We start from the raw sequence: 23358 nt of genomic DNA on the forward strand, positions 1-23358 counted from the left end.
ACAAGAATGGGGTAAGCCCCCAACGCCGCACCCGCCACGCGGGTACACAGGCTTCCCAAGCATTTCAACTTGCAGCGCCCTGCGGCGAAAAAGGCCGGACTAGAATTTAATCTAGCGCCGGCCTTTAAGCACTACCGTGAGGTCAGGCGGCGCCGGCGGCGGCTGCTGCAACCTCAGCGGCGAAGTCGCTGGTCTTCTTCTCGATACCTTCGCCGACAACGAACAGCACGAACTTGCTGATCGAAGCGCCGTTTGCCTTCAGGTGTTGTTCCACCGTGTGCTTGTCGTTCTTGACGAACGGCTGCGACAACAGGGTCACTTCCTTCAAGTACTTGGCGACCGAACCTTCAACCATCTTGGCGACGATGTCAGCCGGCTTGCCCGATTCAGCAGCCTTCTGCTCGGCAACCGAGCGCTCGGCGGCGATGTCAGCCGGGTTCACGCCGTCGGCGTTCAGGGCCTTGGGCTTGGTGGCGGCGATGTGCATCGCCAAGTCCTTGCCCACTTCCTCGGCGCCCGAGTATTCCACCAGCACGCCGATCTTGCCGCCGTGCACGTAGCTGGCCAGCGCGTTCGGGGTCTCGATGCGCTCGAAGCGGCGGATCGAGATGTTTTCGCCGATCTTGCCGATCAGGGTGGTGCGGGTCGTTTCAACGGTGCCTTCACCGAACGACAGCGCCGACAGAGCGGCCACGTCGGCCGGGTTCTGCGTGGCGACCAGTTCGGCCAGCTTGTTCACGAAGCCCACGAAGTCGTCGTTCTTGGCGACGAAGTCGGTTTCGCAGTTGATTTCGATCACGGCGCCTTGCTTGGCGTCGGCGGAGATGAACAGACCGATCAGGCCTTCGGCGGTGACGCGGGCAGCAGCCTTGCTGGCCTTGTTGCCCAGCTTGACGCGCAGGATTTCCTCGGCGCGAACCAGGTCGCCTTCGGCTTCCGTCAGGGCCTTCTTGCACTCCATCATGGGCGCGTCGGTCTTCTCGCGCAGTTCCTTGACCAGGGCAGCGGTAATTTCAGCCATGTTTGCTCCAATTTTGCTAAGACACGCCCCGGCTCGCCGGGGCAGTGATTTGATTCGATGGGACGCCCGCAAGTCGCGGGTTCGGAAGATGGGAGCCCACCTTCGCAGTGCCGGCGAGGCGGGAGCGGATCTTTTGCAAAAACCGCTCCCGAACGCTAACCGCCGGACATGACAATAGGCTTAGGCCTGGTTGTCCTGCACTTCGACGAACTCTTCCTGACCTTCACCCAGCTCTTCGACCAGACCGTTCATGTTCTGTTCGCGGCCTTCCAGCACGGCGTCGGCGATGCCCTTGGCGTACAGCGCGATGGCCTTGGCCGAGTCATCGTTACCCGGGATGACGTAGTCGATACCGTCGGGCGAGTGGTTGGTGTCAACCACGGCGACGACCGGGATACCCAGCGTCTTGGCTTCGGCGATGGCGATCTTGTGGTAGCCGACGTCGATGACGAACATGGCGTCAGGCAGACCGTTCATGTCCTTGATGCCGCCGATCGACTTGTTCAGCTTGTCCAGTTCGCGTTGGAACAGCAGGCCTTCCTTCTTGATCATGCGCTCGGCGCCGCCTTCGGCGACGACGACTTCCATGTCCTTCAGGCGCTTGACCGAGGTCTTGACCGTCTTGAAGTTGGTCAGCATGCCGCCGAGCCAGCGGGCGTCGACGAAGGGCATGCCGCAACGAGCGGCTTCGGAGGCGACCAGTTCACGCGCAGCGCGCTTGGTGCCAACGAACAGGATGTTGCCGCCGCGAGCAGCGATCTGCTTCACGAACTTGGTGGCTTCCTGGTACTTATCAACCGTCTTTTCCAGGTTGATGATGTGAATCTTGTTGCGGTGACCGAAGATGTACGGAGCCATCTTGGGGTTCCAGTAACGGGTTTGGTGACCGAAGTGGACACCCGCTTCCAGCATTTCGCGCATCAAAGACATGTAATTCTCCAAGGGTTGATTTCTTGCGCCGCACCTGCATCAGCTTCTGCTGACACCCTGGGTGGTGTTGCGCGCGATTTCCCGCAACATGCGGGATGGACAAAATTTTAACCGGGCCGACCGATCACTGTCGCAATAAAAATACTGCTTCCGCGATAAACCCAGACGGCCGCCACGACGAGAGCCTTGCACTGCACACTTGAACATGCCTGTACTGGACAGATATGGCGCTGAGCCAGACACTCCAGGAGATTCCTGGAAGTTTCCGGGGATTCAGCGCACCCGGACTTGTTTTGTTGGCAGCGAAATCCAGCTCTTCGCGCTCAGGCTTGACGCCATCCCGCGCATCAGGCCACCAGGGCATTTCTTCAAAAAACCCGAAGGTTTTCAAGAACTTAATCTGGCGCCCATACCGAACCTGCATCGCCGCTCAAAAACATGACCGGGCTTACAAGCACGCCGCGCCCCGGCTCCGCCAGACTCAAAAACGCCTGCGACTCTTGACTGAGGCTACCCCGCGCGGCCCACTTCAGAACCTGACAACCTGCCCGATTTCGCTCCACAACCTTCGCTTGCGGTGAAACTTCAGGGCTTGCTGCCGATCTCATGAAGCGGATCGGTTGAAATAGCTTTTAGCCTCAAGTGCAGGCGTTTTAGACGCCCACTTTCGCCAGGATCGGCTCTTGCCGTAACCCGATTGCTCCCCAAAATTTTAGGGAAGCCTATAATTCTACTATTCTTTCAAGCAGACATTCAAGCGAGAGATCGTCAAGTTACTCCATGGGCACAATTACCAATCCGGCCGACCTGGCCAAGATGCGCGCCGCCTGCCAGGACGCCGCCAAAGTCCTCGATTTCATCACCCCCTATGTGAAGCCGGGTGTAACAACCGGAGAGCTGGACCGCCTCTGCCTGGAATACCTGACTGACGAACTCAAGGTTAAGTCTGCCACCGTGGGCTACGCCCCGCCCGGCTACCCGCCCTTTCCTGGCGCCATCTGTACGTCGGTGAATCACCAGGTCTGCCACGGCATTCCGGGCGACAAGGTGCTGAAAAACGGCGATTCGCTGAACATTGACGTCACCATCATCAAAGACGGCTGGTTTGGCGACACCAGCCGCATGTACGCCGTGGGCGAGCAATCCATTCTGTCGCGCCGCCTGACCGAGATCACCTTCGAGTGCATGTGGAAGGGAATCCAGCAGGTCAAGAACGGCGCCACCCTGGGCGACATCGGCAACGCCATCCAGAAGCACGCGGAATCCAACGGCTTTTCCGTCGTGCGCGAATTCTGCGGCCATGGCATCGGCCAGCGCTTTCACGAAGACCCGCAAGTGTTGCACTACGGCAAGCCTGGCTCGGGCGTGAAATTGGTGACGGGTATGCTCTTCACGATCGAGCCCATGATCAACGCCGGCCGCCGCGAGATCCGCCAATTGTCCGATGGTTGGACGGTTGTTACCCGCGATCACAGCCTGTCTGCCCAGTGGGAGCATGCTGTATGTGTTACCGATACGGGCTATGAAGTGCTGACCTTGTCCCCCGGCATGCCGCAGCCGCCCGCCTTCATCACCGAGCCCATCGCCATCCCCGCCGTCTGAGGCCCTAGCCGTCCGCCACCATGACCGCCGAATTTCTTAGCTCCCTGCGTGAACGCATCCAGCAATCCCGGCGGGCCGCGGTGGCCCAGTTCCGCGAGCACGAACGCCCGGACACGTTGCTGTCCGAGCTGCGCCGCATCGTTGACGCCGCCCTGCGCGACCTGGTCAAGCACTACCCGCTGCCGATCGGCGCCACGCTGGCGGCCGTGGGCGGCTATGGCCGCGGCGAGCTCTATCCCCATTCCGACGTCGACCTGCTGATTCTGTTGCCGCACGTGCCCACGCGCGAAGACGAATCGGCCATTGAACAATTGGTGGCGGCACTGTGGGACCTGGGGCTTGAGCCCGGCCACAGCGTGCGCACCATAGAAGACTGCGAACGCGAGGCCGACGCGGACATCACCGTCGAAACCGCGCTGCTGGAATCGCGCTGGCTGGCGGGCAGCCGCGTACTGATGAGAAAGTTCGACGCGGCGACCAAGTCGCGCCTGGACCCGCGCGCCTTTTTCCGCGCCAAGCGCGTTGAAATGCAGCAGCGCCACGCGCGCTATCACGACACGCCCTACGCGCTGGAGCCGAACTGCAAAGAGTCGCCCGGCGGTTTGCGCGATCTGCAAGTCATCTTGTGGATGGCGCGCGCTGCGGGCTTTGGCAATAGCTGGCGTTCGGTCGCGCAAGCGGGCCTGTTGACGTCATCGGAAGCGCGCGACCTGCGCAAGGCGGAACAAGCCTTCAAGCGCCTGCGCATCGAACTGCACCTGCTGTCGAACCGCCGCGAAGACCGCGTGCTGTTTGACCTGCAACCGGCGCTGGCCGAGGTCTATCGCATTCACGCGACCGCCACGCGGCGCAGCAGCGAACTGCTGATGCAACGCTACTACTGGGCGGCGCGGCTGGTCACGCAGTTGAATGGCATCTTGGTGCAGAACATCGAAGAGCGCCTGTTTCCGCGCCCTGACAGCGATGCGCGCGACATCGACGACGATTTCCGCAACCTGCGCGACCGCCTCGACATCATTCGCGACGACGGCTTCGAACGCAACCCCACCCTGCTGCTGCGCGCCTTCCTGGTGATGCAGCAACACCCCGAACTCACCGGCATGTCGGCCCGCACGCTGCGCGCCATCTGGCATTCCCGCCACCGCATCGACGCGCAGTTCCGCCGCAACCCGGTCAACCGCAAGCTGTTCCTGCAGATCCTGCAACAGCCGCGCGGCATCGTGCATGAATTGCGCCGCATGACGATGCTGAACATTCTGCCGCGCTACCTGCCGGTGTTCCGCCGCATCGTGGGCCAGATGCAGCACGACCTTTTCCATGCCTACACGGTGGACCAGCACACGCTGGCGGTGGTGCGCAACCTGCGCCGCTTCACCATGCCGGAACACGCGCAAGAATATCCGCTGGCCAGCCAGCTGATCGCCGGGCTGGACCGGCACTGGCTGCTGTATGTGGCCGCGCTGTTCCATGACATCGCCAAGGGACGTGGCGGCGACCACTCCGAACTGGGCGCGCGCGAAGTGCGCAAGTTCGCGCAAGACCACGGCATGGAGCCCGAGGACACGAAACTCGTCGAGTTCCTGGTGCGCCAGCACTTGCTGATGTCGGCCGTGGCGCAAAAACGCGATCTCTCCGACCCGGCCGTCGTGCAGGAATTCGCCGCCACCGTGAAGGACGAGCGCCATCTGACCGCGCTCTACCTGCTGACCGTGGCCGATATCCGCGGCACCAGCCCCAAGGTCTGGAACGCCTGGAAGGGCAAGCTGCTGGAAGACTTATACAAGCTGACGCTGGCGGCATTGGGCGGCGCGCACGCCGACGCGCACACCGTGCTGACCGAACGCAAGGAAGAAGCCGCCCGCCTGACGCGGCTGGCCGGCCTGCGCGACGACGCTCGCGAAGCCTTCTGGAACCAGCTCGACGTGGCCTACTTCCTGCGCCACGATGCGTCCGACATCGCCTGGCACACGCGCCATCTGTATCACCAGGTGGCGCCCGCTCAGGCTGTCGTCAGGGCGCGGCCCACCGAGCAGGGCGAAGGCCTGCAAATCATGGTCTACACGCGTGACGCGCCGGACCTGTTCGTGGCGATCTGCGGCTACTTCGACGCCAAGTGCCTGTCGATTCAAGACGCCCGCATCCACACAACGCGCCACGGCTGGGCGCTGGACAGCTTCATCGTGCTGCTGCCCGAAGGCACCAGCGACCTGCGCGCGCAGGCCACGCTTGTCGAACACGAACTTGCCGAACGCCTGAAAGACCCGCACGCCGCAGCGCAAGCGCAGCCCAGCCGCGGCGGCTACTACGGCCGTGGACGGCAATCGCGGGTGTCGCGCGTGTTCCCGGTGATGCCGCAAGCCGAATTGCAGCCGGATGAGCGCAGCACGTCGTGGCGCCTGTCGGTGACCGCTACCGACCGCCCCGGCCTGCTGCACGCGCTGGCCCGCGTGTTCGCGCAACATGATGTCAACCTGCTGATGGCCAAGATCATGACGCTGGGCGACCGCGTGGAAGACGTGTTCATCGTTGACGGTTCGGCCCTGGCCCGCCCGCGCAGCCAGATGCAGTTCGAACGCGACGTGCTGGACGCCCTGGCGGGCGAAGAGGCGCAACAGCGGGTGGCTTGATCCGCCCCCGAGACGGACATCGCCAGACAGTGCCCGGAACGCATACAATCCGGGTTTTCGGCCAGGCGATGTCCGCTCCATGCAGCTCAACGACTATTTGCGCTTTTTTGGTGGCAGCTTTTTCTTCGCGCTGGCCACGCTCCTGCCCTTCCTTAACCCGCCCGCCATCGCGCCGATTTTCCTGTCGCTGACCGAAGGCGCATCGTCTTCCACCCGGATGGTGCTGGCCAAGCGCGTCGCCATCAACGTCTGCCTGATGCTGATCGTGGCCATGGTCGCCGGCAACGTGCTGCTCAGCTTCTTCGGCATTTCGCTGTCGATCGTGCGAGTGGGCGGCGGCATGCTGGTGATTGCCAGCGCGTGGCGGCTGGTGAATTCGCCGGATGCCGACACGGAACGCGTGGCGCGCATGGCGGAATCCTTCACCCCCGAAATGGCGAAAGCCCGCGCGTTCTACCCGCTGACGTTCCCGATCAGCTGTGGCCCGGGCTCCATCGCCGCCGCCATCACCGTGGGCGTGTCTCTGCGCGACCAGAACCACGTGCTGAGCCTGGTGCGGCTGGGCGGCTCCATTCCCGGCATCATCGTTGTGTCGTTGACGCTGTATATCTGCCTGCGCTTCGCCGCCCAAATGCTGCACCGGCTGGGTGACAACGGCACCGCGGTATTCATGCGGCTGTCGGCGTTCATCATGCTGTGCCTGGGGGTGCAGATCTTCTGGGAAGGCGCGCGCGACCTGATGTTGGGCCTGCTGACGCAAGTGATGCAACCAATTCCAATTCCCAAGGCCTAAGCCTAGCCGGGCGCCCTGCCCGCTCCGACTCATTCCTGACGTAGAACAACAATGACTACCCGCTCTGAACGCCTGCTTCGCCTGATCGCCCTATTCTGTTTTGGCGCTGTGGGTGTGGCCCTGATTTCCCAACACGTTTTCGATATGCCGCCCTGCGCCTGGTGCGTGCTGCAACGCCTGATTTATCTGGTGATTGGCGTGGTGGCCCTGATCGGCGGCTTTGGCGGCGGACGCGCGCTGACCCGTATCGCGGGTGCCTTAGCCGCCCTGCTGTCGCTGTCTGGCGTGGTCGCCGCCTGGTATCAGTACACGGTTGCCGCCAACATGCTGTCTTGCGACCAGACCTTCGCCGACCGCTTCATGACCGGCATCGGCCTGGAAGGCAACGTGCCCTGGGTGTTCGGCATCTTCGCCACCTGCATGGACGCCAAGGTGCCGCTGCTGGGCATCGAGTATGCGTTGTGGAGCCTGGCGCTGTTTGTGGTCATGTTCTTCATGGCGCTGCCGGTGGTGTTCGGCCGCGGCCGCCCCCAGTAATACCGAGCTTTTGTCTCTTGCTGTGACTCACCCGCTGTGACCGCTTTGAAGTACCTGACCGGCTATCCCGAAAATCTGCTGCTCCAGGCCCAGACGCTGCTTGACCAAGGCAAGCTGGGCCCGGCGCTCAAGTCCCGCTACCCCGACGGCCCGCACGATGTGCGCACCGACCGTGCGCTGTACGAGTACGTGACGGACTTGAAGAACACCTATATGCGCAATGGCGACCTGATCAACAAGGTGGCCTATGACAGCAAGATCCACGTCATTCAGCATGCGCTGGGGCAGCACACCTACATCTCGCGCGTGCAAGGCGGCAAGCTGCGCGCCAAGCACGAGATCCGCGTGGCGACGCTGTTCAAGACGGTGCCGGCCGAGTTTTTGAAGATGATCACCGTGCATGAGCTGGCGCACCTGAAAGAGAAGGATCACAACAAGGCCTTCTACAACCTGTGCCTGCGCATGGAGCCGCACTATCACCAGTACGAGTTCGACTTGCGGCTGTACCTGACGCATCTGGAAGCGACGCGCGAAACGCTGTGGGATGCCAAGGGCTGACGGGCGCCGCATTGGCTGGCGCCGCCAAAAAAAGCGCTACATAGAAAGCGCCACGAAAAGGCGCGACGAAAAAAATGCCGTCCCTAGGGACGGCATTTTTATTGAGCGAGCTTGCGCGACGGATCAGGCGTCGTTGGCGGCGTAGCCCATGTTGAATTGCAGGCCGCTTGCGCCCTCGTCCTGCCCCGGCTCCGCGCGCGACTGACCCAGGCGGGCCAGGTATTCGGCGGTGATGTCGCCCGTGACGTACTCGCCGTCGAAGCACGAAGCCTCGAAGCGCGACATCTTGGGGTTCAGGTCACGCACCGATTGCTGCATGTCGGCCAGATCCTGGTAGATCAACGAGTCAGCGCCGATGGCGCGGGCGATTTCTTCGTCGCTGCGGCCGGTGGCGATCAGTTCCGATTGCGTGGGCATGTCGATGCCGTACACGTTCGGGAAGCGAACCGGAGGCGCGGCGGACGCGAAGTACACCTTGTTGGCGCCAGCAGCGCGCGCCATGTCGACGATTTCACGGCTGGTGGTGCCACGCACGATGGAGTCATCAACCAGCAGCACGTTCTTGCCCTTGAACTCCATGCCGATGGCATTGAGCTTCTGGCGCACGGACTTACGGCGCACCGCTTGACCCGGCATGATGAAGGTGCGGCCGACGTAACGGTTCTTGATGAGCCCTTCGCGGTAGTCCAGGTTCAGGCGGGCGGCCAGCTGCATGGCGGCCGGACGCGAGGAATCCGGAATCGGCATGACGACGTCGATGTCGCCCAGACGCATGTTGCGCGCGACCTTGTCGGCCAGGTATTCACCCATGCGCAGACGGGCGTCGTAGACCGACACGCCGTCGATCAGCGAGTCCGGACGCGCGAAGTACACGTATTCGAAAATGCACGGCACCAACTGCGGATTGTCGGCGCACTGGCGGCTGACGAAGCGGCCGTCCAGGTCGACAAACACGGCTTCGCCCGGCTCGACGTCGCGCACGAAGACAAAACCGCTGCCTTCCAGCGCCACCGATTCCGAGGCCACCATCCATTCCACGCCTTCATCGGTTTCCATGCGGCCGATACACAACGGGCGGATGCCGTTGGGGTCACGGAAAGCGAGCAGGCCGTAGCCGGAAATCTGCGCCACGACGGCGTAGGCGCCGCGCACGCGCTTGTGCACGGCGGACACCGCGCGGAAGATCGCGTCATCATCCAGCGACACGCCGTTCGCCGACGATTGCAGTTCGTGCGCGAGCACGTTCAGCAGCACTTCGGAATCAGAGTTCGTGTTGATGTGGCGGCGATCGACCCGGTAGAGCGATTCGCGCAGTTCACGCCAGTTCGTCAGGTTGCCGTTGTGGGCGAACATGATGCCGAACGGGGCGTTGACGTAGAACGGCTGGGCCTCTTCCTCGCTGGCGCTGGAGCCCGCGGTGGGATAGCGGACCTGGCCGACGCCAGACGTACCCGGCAACGAACGCATGTTGCGCGTACGGAAAACGTCGCGCACCAGGCCGTGGGCCTTGTACATATTGAATTGGTTGCCTTGCGACGTCGCGATGCCCGCGGCGTCCTGCCCGCGATGCTGCAACAGCAGCAAGCTGTCATAGAGCAGCTGGTTGACCGGCCCGCGCCCGATGACCCCTACGATTCCACACATGGTGAGATTTCCTGGTTGATTTGAAGCTAATCAATACGGCAGCCAAGTCGCCAAAGACGGCGGCAGCCACGTTTTGATATGTTTGATGGCCTCGATGGCCGAATGCGAAAACATGGCGTCCTTCCACCACGGCTCTTGGGGTAGCGGCGTGTAGCCTGCAGCGGCCACCAACGCCAGCACGATCACCAGACCACGGGCCAGCCCGAACATTCCGCCCAGGCCGTGATCGGCGGGGCTGAGTCCGGTACTGCGGATCAAGGCGGCTAGCGTCATGTTGACCAAACCCACACCGAGCAGCACTAGGATGAACACCACGGCGTATGAGACTCCCATGCGCAGCAGCGTCGTTTCAATATAGGGCTCCAGCCACGTATATACCGTGGGGCCCCACCATATCGCGGCCACAAAGGCCAGCAGATAGGCGACCAGCGACAGCACCTCTTTGAGCAGGCCGCGCACCAGGCCCAGCACACCCGAGACCACCAGGATGGCCAGTACGACGAAGTCGAAACCGGTCACTATTGGGCAGCAATGAAACCATTGTCATAGCCCAAGGTGCGCAAACGCGCCTGGGCCGCCTGTGCCGCCTCACGCGAAGGGAACGGCCCCACGCGCAGACGGTACTGCTGTTTGCCTCCAATGGAGGCTTGTTCCACAAATGCATTGGTGACGCCGGCCTGATGCAGCTTGGCGCGGCGCGATTGGGCGTCTTCCGACGTCGTGTAAGCCGCAATCTGCAGCACGAAATTACCCTTGGCGGCGGCGGGCTTGGGGGCCGGCGCGGTGGCGGCCGGCGCCGAACGCCCTTCCAGCAAGGCCAGCGCGCGGGCGCCGTCGTCGGAACGCGTCTCGGGCTTGGGCGTCGGTTTGGGCTCGGGCTTGGATTCCGGCTTGGGTTCGGGCTTGGGCTTGGTTTCCGGCTTGGGCGGCACAAGCGGCGGCGTGACTTGCACGGTCGTCTGCGGCGTCGGGGCCGTTGCCACGGGCGGCACGGACGTGACCGGCGGCGGCGTGGGAACGGCGGAACCTTCCGTGGGCGCAGCATCCGGCGTGGTGGGGGCAGCCGCTTGCGGCTCGCCTACCTGCGGCTGGAACGGCGTGTTGCGATCCGGCACCCGGATGGGAATGTTGTCGGCAACCGGTACGGGCTGCGAATCAAGCACCATGGGAAGAATGATGACAGCCGCCAGCACCAGCGCGACGGCGCCTGCCAGCCTGCGCCGCGCGCGCCCGCGCAGCTCCGCAGCCTGAACCTCGCTAGGCACTGCCGCCCGTTTAGAGGACTGCGCCTGGTCGGCAGGATCTTTGCGTTTGAAAAAACCCATGGAAGAGAATTCCTTGCGGCGCCTTTCGGCAATATGGCGGTGGGCCGCCACGAGCCGATTTGCCTATGCCTTGCGACCCAGAGCCTGCAAAACCGAGGCCACGGTGAGAAACGACCCAAACACGACGATTCTATCATTCTCGACCGCCCGTTCGCGCGCTGCGGCGTAGGCCTCGGCGGGATCTTCGAAGGCGGCGATGCTGGGGCTTTCCGCCCCCGCGGGCGACGGCGGCAAGGCGGCGGCAACCTGATCCGCCAGCGCCTGCCCGGACGTTCCGCGCGGGCCCGGCAGGCCTGCGCAGTACCAGTGATCAATGCGCGTGCCCATTTTGGCGACGACGCCAGCCAGGTCCTTGTCGTTCAACATGCCGAATACCGCGTGGGTATAGGGATGAAAGCCCATGTTGTCCAGATTCTGCGCCAGCACGGCGGCGGCGTGCGGGTTGTGCGCCACGTCCAGAATCACGGACGGCTGGCCCGGCAGGATCTGGAAGCGGCCCGGCAGCGATGCCTGCAGCAGCCCCAGGCGCACGGCCTGCGCCGGCACCGGCAGGCGATCGCGCACGGACTCCAGCGCGGCCAGCGCGGCCGATGCGTTCAGCAATTGATTGGCGCCGCGCAGGGCCGGATAGGCCAGCGCGCTGCGGCGTTGTTCGCGGCCTCCGAACGCCCATTGCTGGCGGTCGCCGGAATAGTTGAAGTCGCGCCCAAACAACCAGAGGTCGGCGCCGATCTTTTCGACGTAATCCAGCAGCGATTGCGGCGGCACCGGGTCGCTGCAAATAGCGGGGCGGCCGGCGCGGTAGATGTGCGCTTTTTCGAAACCGATTTTTTCGCGGGTGTCGCCCAGCCAGTCGGTGTGGTCAAGGTCGACGCTGGTGACGATTGAGCAGTCGGCGTCAACGATGTTGACGGCGTCCAGCCGGCCGCCCAGACCCACTTCCAGCACCACCGCGTCCAGGCGCGATTGCGAGAACAGGCGCAGGATGGCCAGCGTGGTGAATTCGAAGTACGTCAGCGAGACCTCACCGCGCGCCGCTTCCACCGCCTGGAACTGGGCGATCAGCGCATCATCGGAGGCGATCTGCCCGTTGACGCGGGCGCGTTCGTTGAAGTCGATCAGGTGCGGGGAGGTGTACAGCCCCACCTTGTAGCCCGCCGCCAGCAGAATGGCTTCCAGCATGGCACAGGTGGACCCTTTGCCGTTGGTGCCGCCGACAACGAACTTCACGCCGGACAGCTCAAGCCCCATGCGCGTGGCCACCTCGCGCACGCGATCCAGGCCCATGTCGATCGCGGTGGCGTGGATGGATTCCAGATACTGGAGCCAATCAGACAGGGTGGCGGATGCGTCAGGCTGGGAAACAGGGGACATGGCGGGGGTGGAGATGGGGGTCGTGTTGAATCAGCCCTGGATTTTAGCAGTCTGCGCCCGGTGTTTTCCCTAATCCCCTAGGGCGCGACACAGTATCTGCACCGAAAAAGCGCTTGCCGATGTTTTTCTCATACGTGAAAATAAATTTACGTATGAAAATTTAAACGGATGAACATGACGCAGCAAAAAACCCCCAGCTGGCTGGTCCGCGAGGCCGACGTTCCGGGCTACCACCCCGCCAACCACACCGGCACGTTGAACCGCCGGCTGATCGGCCCTGACACCGTCGGGTCGCGCGGCGTGGAGGTGCTGCTGGGCGTGATCGACAAGGGCAAAGGCGCGCTGCCCCATGCTCACCCCGGCATCGAACAGGTCTGTTATCTGTTGTCGGGCACTGCCCGCGCGCAAGTGCAGGACGAATGGGCCGACATGGGCCCAGGCGATTGCTGCTACTTCCCGCCCGACATCCCCCACGTGTTCACCGTGACCAGCGACGAGCCCGCGCGCCTGCTGGTGATCTATACCCCCCCGTATGAAGAATCCCCCGACCGCGTGATCCGGGACTTTCCGGCGCCACCCGCTGCCGCCTGACTCGGCGCAGCAATAGGCAGCGGCCGCAGAGCCGCGCCTGACCCCTTATAAAAACCTGGAGACAACCCCATGCACACGTATCGCCTGCTCGCCGCCGCGCTCGTCAGCGGCGCGGCCTTGATGGCCGCCCCCGCCGCCCACGCCGCCGACTATCCCAACAAACCGATCACGCTGGTCGTGCCCTTCCCGGCCGGCTCCGGCACCGATGCCGTTGGCCGAATCTTTGGACAGGAACTGTCGGCCATCCTGGGTCAAACAATCGTCGTCGAGAACAAGCCCGGCGCCAACGCCACCATCGCCGCCGCCTACGTCGCCCGCGCCAAGCCCGACGGCTACACCTTGTTCGTCACCACCAACACCTCGCACTCGGCCGCGCCCTGGCTGATGAAGAACGTGCCTTATGACCCGGTCAAGGACTTCACCCCGATCGCCCGGGGCGGCAACCTGCCCTTCATCCTGGTTGTGAATCCGAAGCGCCCATGGAAGAACGTGGGCGAGCTGGTGGCCGACGCGAAGAAGAACCCCGGCCGCATCACCTACGCCAGCGGCAACAGCACCGGTATCGTTGCGGGCGCCACGCTGGCCGACCGCGCCAAGATCGACATCCTGCACGTGCCTTACAAGGGCACCCCGCAAGGCCTGACGGATGTGGTCGGCGGACAAGTCGACTTCATGTTCACGGACCTGGCCTCGGGGCTGCCCTTCGTGCAATCGGGCCAGTTGCGCGCCCTGGCCGTATCCACCGCCGAACGCAGCGCCATCGTGCCCGACCTGCCCTCCATGGCCGAAGCGGGCGTAAAGGACTTTGACCTGAACTCCTGGAATGGGTACTTCGGCCCGGCCGGGCTGCCGCCGGAAGTGGTGGCCAAATTGAATGCCGCCATCAATCAGGTGGTGGCCAAACCCGAGGTGAAGAAGCGCCTGGCCGGCCTGGGCTTCGACGCCTTTTCCAGCACGCCCGAGGCCTTTGCGCAGTTCGTCAGCGAACAGCGCGACCTGTGGGGCAAGTTGATCAAAGATGCAGGAATCGAACAGCAATGACAGCAGCCACGCCTGACCAGGCCCGCCACAACACGCCCCCTGCCGCCGGCCCGTTGTCGGGCGTGCGCATCCTGGACCTGAGTTCGGTGGTGATGGGGCCGTACGCCACGCAGATCCTGGCGGACCTGGGGGCCGACGTGATCAAGGTCGAGTCGCCCGCGGGCGACAACATGCGTGCCGTGGGCCCCATGCGCAATCCGGGCATGGGCCACTTGTATCTGCACTTGAACCGCAACAAGCGGTCGATTGTGCTGGACCTGAAAACGCCTGAAGGCCGCGAAGCCTGCCTGCAACTGGCCGAAAGCTGCGACGCCCTGCTCTACAACATCCGGCCGCAAGCGATGGCCCGGCTGGGGCTGTCGTACGAAGCAGTGGCCGCGCGCAATCCGCGCATCGTCTATCTAGGCGCCTATGGTTTTGGCGAGGCCGGCCCCTACGCCGGGCGGCCCGCCTACGATGACCTGATCCAGGGCCAGACCGGCATCGCCGCGCTGTCTGCCCAGCAAAGCGGCGATGTGCCGCGCTACGCGCCCCTGACGTTGGCGGACCGCGCCGTGGGCCTGCACGTGGGCATCGCGCTGGTGTCGGCGGTGCTGCACGCCAAGACCACGGGCCACGGACAACAGGTGGAAATTCCCATGTTCGAAGGCATGGCCCATCTGGTGCTGGGCGACCACCTGGGCGGGGCCACGTTCGACCCGCCGATGGGGCCGACGGGTTACGCGCGCCTGCTGGCCCCGCACCGCCGCCCGTATGCCACCGCCGACGGTTATATCTGTCTGCTGATTTACAACGACAAGCACTGGCGAAACTTCTTCAACCTGATCGGCCAGCCCGAACTGGCGCAGGACCCGCGCTTTTGCACGCACGGCGCCCGCGCGGTGCATATCAGCGAGGTCTATGCGTTTGTGGCGGACGTGATCCGCACGCGCCCCAGCCAGGAATGGCTGGACGCGCTGACGCAAGCCGACATCCCCGCCTCGCAGCTCTACACGGTGGACGACCTGCTGGAAGACGAGCACCTGACCGCCACCGGCTTCATCCGAGAAATGGATCACCCCACCGAAGGCCGGATACGCACGACCGCGCCGCTGGGCCAGTTCCAAGGCACGCCGACATCGATACGCCGGCCCGCCCCGACGCTGGGCCAGCACAGCCGCGAAATATTGGCCCAAGCCGGTTACGACGACGCCCGGATCGACACCCTGTTCGCCCGTGGCATTACCCAAGATGGAAACGACTGATGGACTTCGCCTTTACCCCTGACCAATTGGCGCTGCGCGACGCCGTTTCGCGCATCTGTGACCGCTACCCCGACGAATACTGGCTGGAACGCGACCGCGAAGGCGGCTTCCCCGAACCGATGCACGCTGATCTGGCGCGCGACGGCTGGCTGGGCATCGCCATGCCGCAGGAATACGGCGGCGCCGGGCTGGGCATGACCGAAGCGGCGCTGATGATGCAGACCATCGCGGCGTCCGGCGCGGGCTTTACCGGCGCATCCGCCGTACACATGAACATCTTCGGGCTGAACCCCGTCGTGGTGTTCGGCAGCGATGAGCAGCGCGCGCGCTGGCTTGAACCGCTGATCGCCGGCCGCGAAAAGGCCTGCTTCGCCGTCACCGAACCCGATGCCGGCCTGGACACCACCAAGCTGTCAACGCGCGCGGTGCGCCAGGGCGATGAGTACGTGGTGCATGGCCGCAAAATCTGGATCTCGACGGCGCAAGTCGCCAACAAGATGCTGCTGCTGGCGCGCACCACCCCGCTGTCCGAAGTGGACAAACCCACGCAAGGCCTGTCGCTGTTCTATACAGACCTGGACCGCGAGAAGATCGAAGTACGGGAGATCGAGAAAATGGGCCGCAAAGCCGTGGACTCGAACATGCTGTTCATCGATGGGCTACGCATTCCGGTGGCCGATCGCATCGGCGAAGAAGGCCGCGGTTTTGAATACATCCTGCATGGCCTGAACCCCGAACGCATCCTGATCGCGGCGGAAGCTGTGGGCATCGGCCGCGCCGCGCTGGACCGGGCGGTAAAGTACGCCGGCGAACGCACCGTGTTCGGCCGCCCCATCGGCCAGAACCAGGGCATCCAGCACCCGCTGGCGCAGGCCTGGATGCAGCTGGAAGCGGCGGATCTGATGGTGTTCAAGGCGGCCAGCATGTATGACGCCGGCCAGCCCTGCGGCCCCTACGCCAACACGGCCAAGTACCTGGCGGCCGAAGCCGGCTACAACGCCTGCCAGACGGCGGTGATGACGCTGGGCGGCATGGGCTACGCCAAGGAATACCACGTGGAACGGCTGCTGCGCGAGAGCTTCATCCCCCGCATCGCCCCGGTCAGCCCGCAGCTGATCATGTGCTTCATCGCAGAAAAAGTGCTGGGGCTGCCGAAGTCGTACTAAGGCGCAGGTCGCGGCCCAGGCTCGCGCCCAACCCACCCGAAAGACCGGCAGCCGTTCAGGCCTGCTGTTCCAGGGCGGTGCACGCCGCCCGCAGGATGCGCGCATAGGCTTCCTGCTGCGGCTCGATCCGGTAGATCGGGCCGCCCACGGAAATCGCATAGTGTTCGCCCGACAAGGTGACGGGCCAGGCGATGGCGCCCACATCGGCGATGGATTCCCCGCTATTCATGAACCAGCCCCGTTGGCGTGACCGCAGAAGATCGTCCTGCAACGCCTGCGGCGTGACAAGCGTGCGCTCGTTGTAGCGGGTCATCGTCATGCCAGCCATCATCGCGCCGCGGGCGGCGTCGTCCATCAGCGACATCAGCGCCTTGCCCAGCGAATTGGCGTGTACGTCTTTGAACTCGCCGGCAACGGGCGCGTATCGGATGGTATGAGGTGAATCCAGCACATCCAGATAGACCACGCGGCCGTCCTGGGTCAGCTTGGCGAAAACAATCGTTTCGCGAGTAGCGTCCCTTAATTCAAGCAGGCTGGGATAAACGCGATCCAGAACGGGATCTGAGCGAGCAATGCGCTGGGCCATGGCCAAGAGGCGGCCCGTGGGGTAGTAGCCCTGGCGCCGGCCGGTTTCATACAGATAGCCCAGGCTGGTCAGGGTGCGGATCAGGGCCAGGCAGCTGGAGACGGGGACATCCAGAAGACGGGCCAATTCCGACAAGGGCAGCGCGCGTTTTTCGCGGGCAAAGGTTTCGATAATTTCGATGACTCGCAGCGCCGTCTTGACACTCATTGCCCGATCCGAACTATTTAGCACGTGAAACATCTGGCTCGCCGGGGGCTAAAGTTCCCTGCGGATATGCCGTTATGGTAGCTGAGAATTCCCTGAAAACAGCGCGTTCCTCCGAGACGCCCACATCGCCGCTGGAGTGATCATGGCCGTAACCCCCTTAGCCCCCGCTACGTTCGCACCCCCCGCGATCACGCCGGCGTCTGTCGTGGCCGATCCGGCCGTGAGCGTGACGCCGACCGTCGCTGCGACCAATAGCGGCGCCTCCGACAGCGCCACGTCGGAACAATCAGACTCGCAGAAGCTGCCTTTGGACAAGGCGCTGGATGAAATCAACGACCAGATGAAAGCCTGGTCCACGCAACTTCAGTTCGAGATTGACCCCAACGTGCACCAAGTCGTGGTTTCGGTCGTGGACGCTGAATCAGGTGACGTTATTCGCACCATCCCCAGCGAAACGGTGCTGAAAATCGCCAAAATGATCGTAAACATGCAAGGCAACGGCATCAAAACAACAGCCTGATACGACCCTTAAAACGGCGTTTATCGCCTGTTTTGGCGCCAATCCGTGAGGGAAGCGCCGAATTAGGCCCGCCTTATGCCCTTACCCGGCCAATCGCCGGCACCGTATTTTTGACAGAATCGCATCGCTAGGAAGGAATTTCACATGGCCACCATCACTAACCTCGGTTCGACCTCCGGTTTGCCCCTGGAAGAGATCCTCACGAAGCTGCAGGCAGCTGAGGATAAACGGCTGAGCATTTACTCCACCCGCCAGGCTAGCTACGAGGCCCGCGTCAGCGCATTCGGCCAAGTGCAAAGCGCCGTCGAAGCGCTGCAAAAGGCTGCCGAGACGCTGGGCAAGACGACCACGCTTGATGCCGTGAAGGCGAGCGTAGTGGGCGACGGCCTGAGCGCCACCGTGGGTACCGATGGTGCGACCGTGGGCGAGTACAGCATCAATGTGAAAAACCTGGCTGCCGCCCAGACGCTGCAATCGGGTGTGGTCGCCGACCGCAAGACCTCCCACGGCGCCTCCGGCTCGTTTGAAATCGAGCTGGCCAACGGCGACAAGCGCACGATCACGCTGGATGACACGTCGCTCAATGGCATTGCAAAAGCCATCAACGCGGATGACGAAGCTGGCGTGCGCGCCACCATCATCACCGACGGTAACGGTGCAAGCTACCTGATGCTGAGCGCCAGAAACACGGGCGAACAAGCCGCGGTGAAGTCCATCACGGTGACGGGTACGCCCGAGCTCAAGGACATCCTGAACTACAACACCGATCCGGCCGACACCAGCGCCAAGCTCACGCAGCAAACGGCGGCGGCCGATGCCGAAATCGAGATCAACGGCATCACGGTCAAGAGCGGCAGCAACAACATTTCGACCGCAATTGACGGCATCACCCTGAACCTCACGGCCAAGACTGAAATTGGCAAATCCGTGACGTTGAAGCTGACCAGCGATACCGCGGTGGCCAGCAAGGCCGTGCAGGACTTCGTCACGGCCTACAACGCACTGCAAAGCACGATCACGAAGCTGACCGCTTTCGACATCACCGCCGAGACCAACCAGGCCTTGACCGGCGACAACACCACGCGCGGCATCCAGTCGTCGATGTCGAATGCATTGCAGGTGTTCACGGGCGGCGATACCGTTCGCTCCATCGCCGACCTGGGCATTTCGACGGACCCTAAGACGGGCCTGCTGAAGCTGGACCAAACCAAGCTGGACAAGGCGCTGACCGGCAACCCCKCCGACGTCAAGCGTCTGCTGACCTCGACGGATGGCCTTGCCTCGAAGTTCGCCGTCGCCACCGGCAACGTGCTTGGCGACAACGGCTCGATCAAGGCCAGCAAAGACGGCCTGGCCAAGTCGATCGAAGATGTGAAGGAACAGCTGGCCCGCGCGACCAGCTCCAGCACCGCCAAAATGGACATCATGCGCGCGCAGTTTGTTGCGCTGGACAAGTTCGTGGCACAACAAACGGTGACGGCCAACTACCTCACCCAGCAATTCGCGGCCCTGGCCAAATCAACGTAATTTTTAGAAGATGCATTAATGACTTACGCCGCCCGCCGCCCCACTGGCTCGCATTCTGTCCGGTCCTACGCCGATATCGGCCTGGAAACGCAGATCCTGGGCGCCAGCCCGGAACGGCTGATCTCTCTGTTGTATCTCGGTGCCCGCGCGGCCATCGGACAGGCACGTATCCATTTGCAGGAAGAGCGGATCACAGAGCGCGGCGCGGCCATCTCGAAGGCGATCAAGATCGTCGACGAAGGCCTGAAGACCGGACTGAACATGGAGGCGGGCGGGGAAATTGCCGCAAACCTTGCTCGCCTCTACGACTACATTGTCCGTACGCTTTTGATGGCAAATCTTAAGGCGGACGCCGAGCAGCTTGAAATTGCCGATCGCCTGTTGGCGGACTTGGCCGACGCTTGGCAGACATCCATTGACCGCCCTGCCGGCGGTATGCAGCCTTGATGGCACGGCGCAAACCATCCCAGCCCGCCAGCAAACGCCCGAGATTTCCATGACGTCCCTTACCCAGCCCACCACCCCCATCCTGGAACGCTATCAGGAGATTGCTCTCATCACGAGCGACATGCTCGCGGCCGCCCAGGCGGGCGACTGGGATGCCGCGATGGTCCACGGGCAACAATACTGCGAACAGGTCGAGCGCCTTCGCGTCACCGAACGCACCCATCCCCTGGATGACGCCGCGCGCGCCATGAAGTACGACCTGCTCGTCCGCATTCTCGAAAACGATGCGTTGACACGGGACCTGGCTCTGCCCCAATTGGCTCGGCTTGGCGAACTGCTGGGCCGCATGAAGCGCCAGCAGACCCTGCTGTCCGCCTACGGCAACCGAGCGCCTGAAGAATGAGCGTAGGTCCCGCCGCACTCGGTAACGTCCTGGTGCAGCGGTTGGACGCCGTGCTTGGCACGACGATGTCCGCCGCCAACGCCAACCAGGTCTCAGGGGCACGGCCAGACGCCGTCAGCCAGCCCGGCAACCTTGAAAAGCCGGGTTCCGCGGACGGCTCCGCCCGCGACCCTAGGCAAGGCATTCAAACTGGCGGCGCCCGAGGCGACCGCCAGAATACTGTTGTCGACGCGAAGACCGCTGCCGCGCTGGCGCTCGCGGCGCGTGGCCTCGTCACCAGCAGCGACACTACGGCCTCTGCCCCGACAACGCTCGGCACAACCGCCCGCACGATTCTCGCGCTGCTAGCCCAGTACCCGGAAGCTGCGCCTGCAGTCCAGGGGCGCGCACCGCTTTGGAACGCCAATGGCGCGCCGGGCCAGACGGCGGAACAGCCAGGCCAGCCTGGCCAAGCCACTACCGCCGGCCAGCCGCCCGCGAACACGACGGCAGCGCAGGCCGCCGCGCCGATGACGGGCGCGGCCACCACAGCTGCTGCTGCCGCAGCGACGGCTGCAGCAACCACGACTGCAGTGGCGACGGCCAAGGCTGGCCAACCCGGCGCTCCCACCGACGCTGCGCGCGGCGCCGATGCCACGACGCATGCCTCGCTGGCAGCCAGCGGACCGTCCGCCCGGCTGCTGGGCCAGGCGCTACGCCAAGCCCTGCAAACGAGCGGTCTGTTTTATGAATCGCATCTGACAGACATGGTGTTTGGCCGAACCAACCCGTCGTCGCTGCAGAACGAGCCGCAAGCCAAGCTGACCAAGGATGCCGCAGCCCAAAATACGGCAGCGCCGCGTGGCCGGGCGGATTCCGCTACCGCCGGGCGCGCGGGTGGCGGCGCCGATGCGCCGTCCGGCACGGGTTCCTCTGCCACGTCGGCTCCAGGCGGCCCGGTTGCCGGCATTCACCAGGACTTGACCGTTCTGGTGCGACAGCAACTCGACGTCCTGGCCAACCAGTCCCTGACCTGGCAAGGCGAAGCCTGGCCCGGCACGCCGATGGAATGGGAAGTGGAACGCGACCCTTATGGCGGCGACCCTGATTCCGCCACGCCCACCTGGGCCACGCGCCTGAAGCTGGACCTGCCCCGCCTGGGTCTGGTCGACGCCCGGCTGAACCTGGCGGGCGATCAGATCGTGCTGCAATTGGTCGCGCCGCTTGCCGCCGGTGAAATCAATGATGCGTCAGATCAGTTGCGCTCGCGCCTCTTGGCGGCCGGCCTGACCCTGAGCAATCTGGCGGTCAGCGTGACCGACCCGCGCCCCGTCATCCCGGCCGATTTCTGATGAGCACCCGCAGCCCCTCCCCGGACGACGGCCTGGACGTGAACCCCAACGCGAATCCCAACGCCAACCGCAACGCCGCGGTCGCCATTTCCTATGACGACAAGGACGGCGCGCCGCGCGTGGTCGCCAAGGGTTACGGCCAGCTGGCGGACACCATCGTCCGCGCCGCCGAAGAAAATGGCCTTTATGTGCACGAATCCCGCGAATTGGTGGGCTTGCTCATGCAAGTCGACCTGGATGCACATATTCCCCCCCAACTATACGTAGCAGTGGCAGAATTGCTGGCCTGGCTGTATCGCCTGGAATCGCGCGAGCTTCCCGACGCGCCGCCACCTGCCTGATCTCACTCTCTAAGGACCACCATCGTGTTGGATGCCAGCGACCCGGAATTCCTGCTGACCCGGCCGGAAGACATGCGCTCAGCCCTGTTTGAACTGACGCACCCCGACAGTCACATCCTCGTACGCGACGCCGCCGACCGCGAAATGGCCGTGCTGGTGCTGGGTGCGGACAAGCAGACCCGCCAATTCTTCTGGCGCCCGCGCGACTATGCCGGCGCCGACTTCGAACAGTCGGACAACATGGGGTTGCTAAGCGGCACCACGTTCCACTTCCATGCCACCGCCTACGGCGGCGTGCAGATCCGCTTTCGCGTGCAGCGCCCGGAAGTCATTCATTTCGATGACGGCAGCGCGGCGCTCATGTCGCCCTTCCCTGACCGCCTGGCCCGCATCCAGCGCCGCAAGATGTTCCGCGCCTCGCTGGCGACCGGCGGCGGCCTGTGCCAGGCATCCTGGCAACCGGACCCCAAGCAAAAGCCCTACCGCTTCACCGTGCGCGACATCTCTGTCGACGGTGTGGGCCTGCGCGTGGAACTTGCGGTGCCCACCCTGCCGGAACGCGGCACGGTGATGGAAGACGTGCAGCTGGATTTCGGCGACCTGGGCAAATTCAACGCCAACCTTGAAGTGCGCAATGTCTATCCGATTTCAGGCCAGCCGATGATCCAGCCTGACAGCCCGGACGAACCGGCGCCCAAGCACGTATCGCTGACCGGCGAACCGCCGATGAGCCACATGGGCGCCGTGTTTCTGAATCTGGATGCGCGCCAGGAAAACTGGCTGCAGAAAGTGGTGTGGCGCCTGGAAAAAGGCGCGCAGCGCGATTGATGTGCAAAGGGCCTTTCCACTGGAAAGGCCCTTTTTCAATGGCCCGCGTAGCGGACCAGGATCGATGCCTTAAACGGCCATCGACGAGATTTCCTTGTAGGCCGCAACCAGCTTGTTGCGCACCTGCACCGCCGTCTGAAAGCCAAGGCTGGCTTTCTGCATGTCGATGATGACATCGTTCAACGAAATGTCGGGAGCGCCCATTTCAAAGGCGCGAGCCTGCGCCGACGACGCGTTCTGTGCCGACGTCACGCGGCGGATCGAGCGCTGCAACTCGGCGGCGAAACCGTCGGGCTGGCCGACCATTTCCCCTGCGGCGAGATTGCCGGTTTCCGCCTTGCTCACGACGGTGCGCATCTGCTGGAGCATGCTTTCGATGCCGGACAAGCCTGATACAGCCATTACTGATTCCTTGCTGGTGGGGCATGACGCCAATGTTGCGCAAAGCGTAACGCCGTTCGCGCAAGTCCATAGCCGATAAAAACCGCCAAAAACCCCGACATTTCCACGAATGCCGCCGCCCCTGCAGAACAGCATGGCGGCCAAGCCCGCTTTGGTGTCGACATAGAAGATAAGTAACGCCAAAAACCCGCTGTTTTCATCGATTGGGATTGTCGTACCAACGGCAATAATCCAGGCTCTCCCCAGACCAGAAGCACGTTGCATGTGTAATCTGCCCCACCAAAACATGAAGTCATTTTCCCTGCTCCGCGTA

The 23358-nt window shown here is 63.5% G+C and carries 25 protein-coding genes; 17 read left to right on the plus strand and 8 right to left on the minus strand.

The genetic code is table 11. The features are described 5' to 3' along the window. Nucleotides 1-142 precede the first annotated feature (142 nt). Together tsf and rpsB are read right to left on the minus strand one after the other, a co-directional pair. Complete coding sequence (tsf, locus tag AC1DB0_RS11165) at nucleotides 143-1021, minus strand: translation elongation factor Ts (protein ID WP_054425866.1); 879 nt, start codon at nucleotides 1019-1021, stop codon at nucleotides 143-145. Nucleotides 1022-1201: 180 nt separating this feature from the next. Continuing rightward, nucleotides 1202-1951, minus strand: a complete 750-nt coding sequence (gene rpsB, locus AC1DB0_RS11170) for a 30S ribosomal protein S2 (protein ID WP_050446560.1) — start codon at nucleotides 1949-1951, stop codon at nucleotides 1202-1204. A 205-nt stretch (nucleotides 1952-2156) separates the two neighbouring features. Between rpsB and AC1DB0_RS11175 the strand changes: the two genes are divergently transcribed. From AC1DB0_RS11175 to AC1DB0_RS11200, 6 genes are all read left to right on the plus strand, one after another. After that, nucleotides 2157-2393 (plus strand): hypothetical protein, encoded by a 237-nt coding sequence (locus AC1DB0_RS11175; protein WP_156336818.1) that lies wholly within the window; start codon nucleotides 2157-2159, stop codon nucleotides 2391-2393. Nucleotides 2394-2731: 338 nt separating this feature from the next. Beyond that, nucleotides 2732-3553: a type I methionyl aminopeptidase gene (gene map / locus AC1DB0_RS11180; RefSeq protein WP_054425868.1), complete on the plus strand. Its 822-nt coding sequence runs from the start codon at nucleotides 2732-2734 to the stop codon at nucleotides 3551-3553. A 20-nt stretch (nucleotides 3554-3573) separates the two neighbouring features. Beyond that, a complete protein-coding gene (locus tag AC1DB0_RS11185; RefSeq protein WP_476756892.1) occupies nucleotides 3574-6180 on the plus strand; it encodes a [protein-PII] uridylyltransferase in 2607 nt (868 codons plus the stop codon). A 79-nt stretch (nucleotides 6181-6259) separates the two neighbouring features. Next, nucleotides 6260-6973: a MarC family protein gene (locus tag AC1DB0_RS11190; protein ID WP_054425872.1), complete on the plus strand. Its 714-nt coding sequence runs from the start codon at nucleotides 6260-6262 to the stop codon at nucleotides 6971-6973. Between the two features lie 51 nt (nucleotides 6974-7024). Beyond that, a complete protein-coding gene (locus tag AC1DB0_RS11195) occupies nucleotides 7025-7510 on the plus strand; it encodes a disulfide bond formation protein B (protein ID WP_342066560.1) in 486 nt (161 codons plus the stop codon). Nucleotides 7511-7546: 36 nt separating this feature from the next. Then, on the plus strand, nucleotides 7547-8068 hold the full coding sequence (locus AC1DB0_RS11200) for a M48 metallopeptidase family protein (RefSeq protein WP_476756893.1): 522 nt from the start codon (nucleotides 7547-7549) through the stop codon (nucleotides 8066-8068). A gap of 123 nt (nucleotides 8069-8191) precedes the next feature. Here AC1DB0_RS11200 and purF read toward each other — a convergent pair whose 3' ends face one another. The 4 genes from purF to folC form a co-directional block, all read right to left on the minus strand. Continuing rightward, nucleotides 8192-9712 (minus strand): amidophosphoribosyltransferase, encoded by a 1521-nt coding sequence (purF, locus tag AC1DB0_RS11205; RefSeq protein WP_054425878.1) that lies wholly within the window; start codon nucleotides 9710-9712, stop codon nucleotides 8192-8194. Nucleotides 9713-9742: 30 nt separating this feature from the next. Continuing rightward, entirely contained in the window at nucleotides 9743-10231 is a 489-nt protein-coding gene (locus AC1DB0_RS11210) for a CvpA family protein (protein WP_050446568.1), read from the minus strand. Beyond that, the gene (locus AC1DB0_RS11215; RefSeq protein ID WP_175168436.1) at nucleotides 10231-11037 is read right to left on the minus strand and encodes an SPOR domain-containing protein; all 807 of its coding nucleotides are present in this window, start codon (nucleotides 11035-11037) and stop codon (nucleotides 10231-10233) included. The genes AC1DB0_RS11210 and AC1DB0_RS11215 overlap by 1 nt, the downstream gene beginning before the upstream one ends. A gap of 63 nt (nucleotides 11038-11100) precedes the next feature. Next, entirely contained in the window at nucleotides 11101-12411 is a 1311-nt protein-coding gene (gene folC, locus AC1DB0_RS11220) for a bifunctional tetrahydrofolate synthase/dihydrofolate synthase (protein ID WP_054425882.1), read from the minus strand. Nucleotides 12412-12585: 174 nt separating this feature from the next. Between folC and AC1DB0_RS11225 the strand changes: the two genes are divergently transcribed. The 4 genes from AC1DB0_RS11225 to AC1DB0_RS11240 all read left to right on the plus strand — a co-directional run bounded on the left by AC1DB0_RS11225 (nucleotide 12586) and on the right by AC1DB0_RS11240 (nucleotide 16453). After that, nucleotides 12586-13002 (plus strand): cupin domain-containing protein, encoded by a 417-nt coding sequence (locus AC1DB0_RS11225; RefSeq protein WP_054426340.1) that lies wholly within the window; start codon nucleotides 12586-12588, stop codon nucleotides 13000-13002. Nucleotides 13003-13071: 69 nt separating this feature from the next. After that, nucleotides 13072-14043: a Bug family tripartite tricarboxylate transporter substrate binding protein gene (locus AC1DB0_RS11230; protein ID WP_054425884.1), complete on the plus strand. Its 972-nt coding sequence runs from the start codon at nucleotides 13072-13074 to the stop codon at nucleotides 14041-14043. Then, entirely contained in the window at nucleotides 14040-15287 is a 1248-nt protein-coding gene (locus tag AC1DB0_RS11235; RefSeq protein WP_054425885.1) for a CaiB/BaiF CoA transferase family protein, read from the plus strand. The genes AC1DB0_RS11230 and AC1DB0_RS11235 overlap by 4 nt, the downstream gene beginning before the upstream one ends. After that, nucleotides 15287-16453 carry an acyl-CoA dehydrogenase family protein gene (locus tag AC1DB0_RS11240; RefSeq protein WP_476756894.1) on the plus strand — a complete coding sequence of 389 codons (1167 nt, stop codon included), beginning with the start codon at nucleotides 15287-15289 and terminating at the stop codon, nucleotides 16451-16453. Before AC1DB0_RS11235 ends, AC1DB0_RS11240 begins: the two co-directional genes overlap by 1 nt. A gap of 55 nt (nucleotides 16454-16508) precedes the next feature. On the opposite strand, the gene AC1DB0_RS11245 is transcribed toward AC1DB0_RS11240, so the two are convergent. Continuing rightward, a complete protein-coding gene (locus AC1DB0_RS11245) occupies nucleotides 16509-17246 on the minus strand; it encodes an IclR family transcriptional regulator (RefSeq protein ID WP_054425889.1) in 738 nt (245 codons plus the stop codon). Nucleotides 17247-17388: 142 nt separating this feature from the next. On the opposite strand from AC1DB0_RS11245, the gene AC1DB0_RS11250 reads away from it, so the two are divergent. The 7 genes from AC1DB0_RS11250 (at nucleotide 17389) to AC1DB0_RS11280 (ending at nucleotide 22643) form a co-directional block, all read left to right on the plus strand. Then, nucleotides 17389-17766, plus strand: coding sequence for a flagellar protein FlaG (locus AC1DB0_RS11250; protein WP_342066564.1), 378 nt, complete (start codon nucleotides 17389-17391; stop codon nucleotides 17764-17766). A gap of 144 nt (nucleotides 17767-17910) precedes the next feature. Next, complete coding sequence (fliD, locus tag AC1DB0_RS11255) at nucleotides 17911-19293, plus strand: flagellar filament capping protein FliD (RefSeq protein ID WP_476758660.1); 1383 nt, start codon at nucleotides 17911-17913, stop codon at nucleotides 19291-19293. Between the two features lie 18 nt (nucleotides 19294-19311). After that, nucleotides 19312-19740 carry a flagellar export chaperone FliS gene (gene fliS, locus AC1DB0_RS11260; RefSeq protein ID WP_054425895.1) on the plus strand — a complete coding sequence of 143 codons (429 nt, stop codon included), beginning with the start codon at nucleotides 19312-19314 and terminating at the stop codon, nucleotides 19738-19740. Nucleotides 19741-19789: 49 nt separating this feature from the next. Beyond that, entirely contained in the window at nucleotides 19790-20143 is a 354-nt protein-coding gene (locus AC1DB0_RS11265; RefSeq protein ID WP_441371263.1) for a flagellar protein FliT, read from the plus strand. Continuing rightward, nucleotides 20140-21474: a flagellar hook-length control protein FliK gene (gene fliK / locus AC1DB0_RS11270; protein WP_476756895.1), complete on the plus strand. Its 1335-nt coding sequence runs from the start codon at nucleotides 20140-20142 to the stop codon at nucleotides 21472-21474. The genes AC1DB0_RS11265 and fliK overlap by 4 nt, the downstream gene beginning before the upstream one ends. Then, nucleotides 21474-21815 (plus strand): EscU/YscU/HrcU family type III secretion system export apparatus switch protein, encoded by a 342-nt coding sequence (locus AC1DB0_RS11275; protein ID WP_054425899.1) that lies wholly within the window; start codon nucleotides 21474-21476, stop codon nucleotides 21813-21815. The genes fliK and AC1DB0_RS11275 overlap by 1 nt, the downstream gene beginning before the upstream one ends. Nucleotides 21816-21839: 24 nt before the next feature. After that, the gene (locus tag AC1DB0_RS11280; protein ID WP_054425901.1) at nucleotides 21840-22643 is read left to right on the plus strand and encodes a flagellar brake protein; all 804 of its coding nucleotides are present in this window, start codon (nucleotides 21840-21842) and stop codon (nucleotides 22641-22643) included. A 69-nt stretch (nucleotides 22644-22712) separates the two neighbouring features. Here the strand turns inward: AC1DB0_RS11280 and fliE are convergent, their stop codons facing one another. Next, nucleotides 22713-23045: a flagellar hook-basal body complex protein FliE gene (fliE, locus tag AC1DB0_RS11285; RefSeq protein ID WP_054425903.1), complete on the minus strand. Its 333-nt coding sequence runs from the start codon at nucleotides 23043-23045 to the stop codon at nucleotides 22713-22715. Between the last annotated feature and the right edge of the window lie 313 nt (nucleotides 23046-23358).

This window comes from Achromobacter sp. 10T422, assembly GCF_056394065.1.